Annotated in this window: 6 protein-coding genes and 1 pseudogene; 6 read left to right on the top strand and 1 reads right to left on the bottom strand. The window is 71.3% G+C overall.

Annotated features, from left to right (window positions below):
- Window positions 1-530, bottom strand: a pseudogene (locus FOE67_RS17945) (chromosomal replication initiator protein DnaA); the annotation flags it as partial.
- Window positions 531-1,053: 523 nt separating this feature from the next.
- Between FOE67_RS17945 and rpmH the strand changes: the two are divergent.
- Genes rpmH through rsmG form a run of 6 tightly spaced genes read left to right on the top strand, consistent with a single transcriptional unit; the run spans window position 1,054 to window position 4,305 of the window.
- Entirely contained in the window at window positions 1,054-1,191 is a 138-nt protein-coding gene (rpmH, locus tag FOE67_RS17950; RefSeq protein WP_093840217.1) for a 50S ribosomal protein L34, read from the top strand.
- A gap of 23 nt (window positions 1,192-1,214) precedes the next feature.
- Window positions 1,215-1,589 (top strand): ribonuclease P protein component, encoded by a 375-nt coding sequence (rnpA, locus tag FOE67_RS17955; RefSeq protein ID WP_182665513.1) that lies wholly within the window; start codon window positions 1,215-1,217, stop codon window positions 1,587-1,589.
- Window positions 1,586-1,873 (top strand): membrane protein insertion efficiency factor YidD, encoded by a 288-nt coding sequence (gene yidD, locus FOE67_RS17960; RefSeq protein ID WP_182665515.1) that lies wholly within the window; start codon window positions 1,586-1,588, stop codon window positions 1,871-1,873. Before rnpA ends, yidD begins: the two co-directional genes overlap by 4 nt.
- Before the next feature lie 12 nt (window positions 1,874-1,885).
- Window positions 1,886-3,031 (top strand): membrane protein insertase YidC, encoded by a 1,146-nt coding sequence (gene yidC, locus FOE67_RS17965; protein ID WP_182665519.1) that lies wholly within the window; start codon window positions 1,886-1,888, stop codon window positions 3,029-3,031.
- A gap of 21 nt (window positions 3,032-3,052) precedes the next feature.
- Window positions 3,053-3,556, top strand: coding sequence for a Jag family protein (locus tag FOE67_RS17970; protein ID WP_182665517.1), 504 nt, complete (start codon window positions 3,053-3,055; stop codon window positions 3,554-3,556).
- An 11-nt stretch (window positions 3,557-3,567) separates the two neighbouring features.
- Entirely contained in the window at window positions 3,568-4,305 is a 738-nt protein-coding gene (rsmG, locus tag FOE67_RS17975; protein ID WP_182665521.1) for a 16S rRNA (guanine(527)-N(7))-methyltransferase RsmG, read from the top strand.
- Window positions 4,306-4,369 lie beyond the last annotated feature (64 nt).

Below are 4,369 nucleotides of genomic sequence, written 5' to 3' on the forward strand. Positions count from 1 at the left end.
GCCCGGGGGTGGTCGGGGTACGCCGGACGCGCGGCGGGCAGGTCGTCCGACCAGCCGTCGGACCGACCGTCCCGGTGTCCCTCGTGGCGTCCGTCGTAACCGGGGCCGGGATGCTCCGTGCCGCCGCGGCCGCCGTGCCCGCCGGCCGATTCGTGCCGGTCGTCGTGGTGGGCCCGCCCCCGGTGGTCGGGGTGGTCCCGGTCCGCCGGAGGGCCGGCCGGGTGGTCCCCGGCGGGGGCCGGTGCCCGGCTCGGCTCGGGCGGGGGCGCGGTCACGGTGACGGCCAGGCGGACCGGCTGTCCGCACTCCTTGCTGAGCGCGGAGCCGATCAGGGGGGCCAGTCGCCCCTCCAGCACGCTCTTGGCGTATTCATTGGGGACGCCGAGCAGCGCGGTGTCGGAGACCAGGGCGAGGGGCACGCACTCCTGCAGCCAGCGGTGGTCCTTCGGTTCCAGCCCCTGCTCGGCGGAGAGCATCGAGGCGAGCGCGCGTGGCCATACCGCCGCGAGGTCTGCTGGGAGGTCGGCCACTGGTTCGCTCTCTCGGGTCGCGGTGACCGGCCGCGGGGGGCGGCCACCGGGTGGTGGCGCCCGGTCGGCCGGGAACTTCGGGGATGACGGGGTACCGGGGGTGCGGCGGGGCAAGTCGGGTAAGTCGGGGCAAGAGGTGAACGGTCCGAGCCGGTACGGATGGTCGTGTCGAGTCCGGACACGGTAGTCAGCACCGCATCCGGGCTTCAAGTCATTGTCCACAGGGTGTGTACAACGATGGCGAGGGGCACGGGTTTCGTCGGAGTTTGACCGGAACACCGGCCCCCGCGTACCGTTGCACAGTCGAGTTGTCGACGGCTGCTGCCGCCTGCCTCCGATGGGCAGACATCCGGGGGGACCCCGGGTCCGCCGCCCCGTCGCGGTGCGTCCGGACTCCGCCAAGCGGCTTACCAGGGCCTCTGCGAGCTCCTCGTGGGCGCACGGTGACAGCCGATCGACGCCACACCAGTGCTCCGGCGGACGCCGCCCCGGAGCGCACCGAGGAAATTACTGGAGCCCCCGAGTGAGCAAGCGCACCTTCCAGCCGAACAACCGGCGTCGCGCGAAGACCCACGGTTTCCGCCTGCGCATGCGGACCCGTGCGGGCCGCGCCATCATCGCCAACCGCCGCGGCAAGGGCCGCGCCCGCCTGTCGGCCTGAGGGCCGACCCGGGTGTTCCCGTCGTGCTGCCTCCCGAGAACCGGATGCGGCGGCGCGAGGACTTCGCGGCGGCGGTTCGCCGTGGCCGCAGGTCCGGGAAGACCCACCTGGTCGTCCACCTGACCAAACGGTCCGGTACCACGAACCCGCACGCGGTGGGGGAGCCCCCCCCGCCGCGTGCGGGTTTCGTCGTGAGCAGGGCCGTGGGCAACTCCGTGGTCCGGCATCGCGTCCAACGTCGCCTCCGTCACGTCGTACGGGACCGGCTCTCATTGCTTCCCCCGGGTAGCCTGGTAGTGGTCCGGGCGTTGCCCGGTGCGGGTGAGGCCGAGTACGCGCGGTTGGCCCGCGAGGTGGACGCCGCCCTGGAGCGGCTGCTGGGAGGGGTACGCGCATGAAGTACCCGCTGCTGCTGCTGATCAAGCTGTACCAGTGGACGATCAGTCCGCTGCTCGGCCCGGTGTGTCGCTACTACCCGTCGTGCTCCCATTACGGGTACGGCGCGATCGACCGGCACGGCGCCATCAAGGGCACCGCCCTGACGGCCTGGCGCGTGCTGCGTTGCAACCCGTGGTCTCCCGGAGGGGTCGACCACGTCCCTCCCCGGAAGCACCCCGTCTGGCATGAGCGTCTGCGCCATCGCCGGCGGCACCGGGCCCACACGAATGCCCTAGGAGCCTGACCCGTGGACACGATCAACGCGATCCTCAGTCCCTTGTACTGGTTGGTCACCCAGGTGATCATCTTCTTCCACAATGTCTACAGCCAGGTCTTCGACCCCGACAGTGGCTGGGCGTGGGGGCTGTCGATCGTCTCCCTCGTGATCGTGATCCGCATCCTGCTGATCCCGCTGTTCTTCAAGCAGATCAAGGCCACGCGGAACATGCAGGCCATCCAGCCCCGGATGAAGAAGATCCAGGAGCGGTACAAGAACGACCGGCAGCGCCAGTCGGAAGAGATGATGAAGCTGTACAAGGAGACGGGTACCAACCCGCTCGCCAGCTGTCTCCCGATCCTCGCGCAGTCCCCGTTCTTCCTGGCCCTCTTCCAGGTGCTGAACCACATCGCGAACAACCGGACGCTCGGCATCCTCACCCCCGAGCAGGTCGAGAGTGCCCGTGAGGCCACCATCTTCGGCGCCCCCATCGCGGCCAAGTTCATGGACGGCGCGGACCGCCTCGCCGAGTTCGGCGCCTCGCTGACCGATGTGCGGGTCGTCACCGTCATCATGATCGTCCTGATGTCGCTGTCGCAGTTCTACACGCAGCGCCAGCTGATGACGAAGAACGTCGACCTCACGGTCAAGACGCCGTTCATGAACCAGCAGAAGATGCTGATGTACATCTTCCCGATCATGTTCGCCGTCTTCGGCATCAACTTCCCCGTCGGTGTCCTGATCTACTGGCTCACCACCAACGTGTGGACCCTCGGCCAGCAGATGTACGTGATCAACCGCAACCCCACGCCGGGCAGCATCGCCTACCAGCAGCGCCAGGAGCGGCTGCGCAAGAAGGGCAAGCTGAAGGAGGACCCGGCCGAGGTCGAGGCGAAGAAGACCGTCGAGCAGGCCCGCGCCGCCCGCCGCCAGCCCAAGCGGCAGAGCAAGGCCCGGCGCCAGGCGGCCACCGCCCGTCCCGGCGCCAACGGTACGGTTCCCGCCGCGGCCGTCGACCCCACCGCCGACCCGGTGGCCGAGGCCGCCGACGGCACCGCGGAGGCGAACGGCACGAAGAGTGCCAACGGAGCCGCGACCCCCGCCGCGCGCAAGCCCGCCGGCGCCGGTGCCCGCGGCTCCCGGCAGCAGCCCAAGCGCAAGTCCTCCGCCAAGACCAAGAAGTAAGAAGGAAGAAGGAGCCCCGTCGTGACGGACACCACCGCGGCCGCCCCGGCCACCGACGCCCTCTCCCGGCTGGAGCAGGAGGGCGAGATCGCGGCCGACTACCTGGAGGGTCTGCTCGACATCGCCGACCTCGACGGCGACATCGACATGGACGTCGAAGCCGATCGGGCCTCGGTGTCGGTGATCGCGGAGGGCGGCGCCCGCGACCTCCAGCGCCTCGTGGGTCGGGACGGCGAGGTCCTGGAGGCGCTCCAGGAACTGACCCGGTTGGCCGTGCTCCGGGAGACGGGCGAGCGCAGCCGCCTCATGCTGGACATCGCCGGCTTCCGGGCCCGCAAGCGGGAACGGCTCACCGAGCTGGCCCGCGAAGCGGTGGCCGAGGTTCGCGACAGCGGTGAGCCCAAGCGGCTGGAGCCGATGACCCCGTTCGAGCGCAAGGTCGTCCACGACGCCGTGGCGGCGGCGGGACTGCGCAGCGAGTCCGAGGGCGAGGAGCCGCAGCGCCGCGTGGTCGTCCTTCCGTGAGCGCCGGGCGAATCGACGGCCCCGGGGAGTCCGAGGACTCCCCGGGCCCGGGTGAACCCCCGCCGCAGGCGAAGCGGGTCTTCGGTGACCGTTTCCCCGACGCGGTGCGTTACGCGGAGATCCTCGCCGATGTCGCCGTCACCCGGGGCCTCATCGGCCCCCGGGAGGTGCCCCGCCTCTGGGAACGTCACCTGCTGAACTGCGCGGTGCTCGGCGAGGCGGTCCCGGAGCGGGTGACCGTCTGCGACGTCGGCTCCGGCGCGGGACTTCCCGGCATCCCCCTCGCCCTGGCCAGGCCCGACCTGGAGATCACCCTCCTCGAGCCGCTGTTGCGCCGCACCAACTTCCTCCAGGAGGTCGTGGAACTGCTCGACCTGCCGCACGTGACGGTGCTCCGGGGTCGTGCCGAGGAGGTCATGGGCAGTTTCAAGCCGGTGCACGTGGTGACCGCCCGCGCGGTGGCTCCACTGGACCGGTTGGCGAGCTGGGGTGTTCCCCTCCTGCGGCCCTACGGGGAGATGCTCGCCATCAAGGGCAGCGGTGCCCCGGAGGAACTGAAGGCGGCCCGTGCCGCCCTGGGCAAGCTGGGGGTCGTCGAGACCTCTCTGCTGCGGGTCGGGGAGGGCGTGGTCGATCCCCCGGCGACCATCGTCCGGGTGCAGGTGGGCGAGAGCCCGGGCGGTATCCGCTTCGCCGCCAAACGGGCCAAGGCGGCCCGCCTGGAGCGGGGGCGGCGGCGCCGCGGCTGAGAGCCGACCCGCACCCGGCCGGGTCGGGCGCCCGTCCCGTCGCGCCCCCCGCCCCCTCCCGCAC

This window comes from Streptomyces calidiresistens (assembly GCF_014141525.1).
Taxonomy (GTDB): domain Bacteria; phylum Actinomycetota; class Actinomycetes; order Streptomycetales; family Streptomycetaceae; genus Streptomyces; species Streptomyces calidiresistens.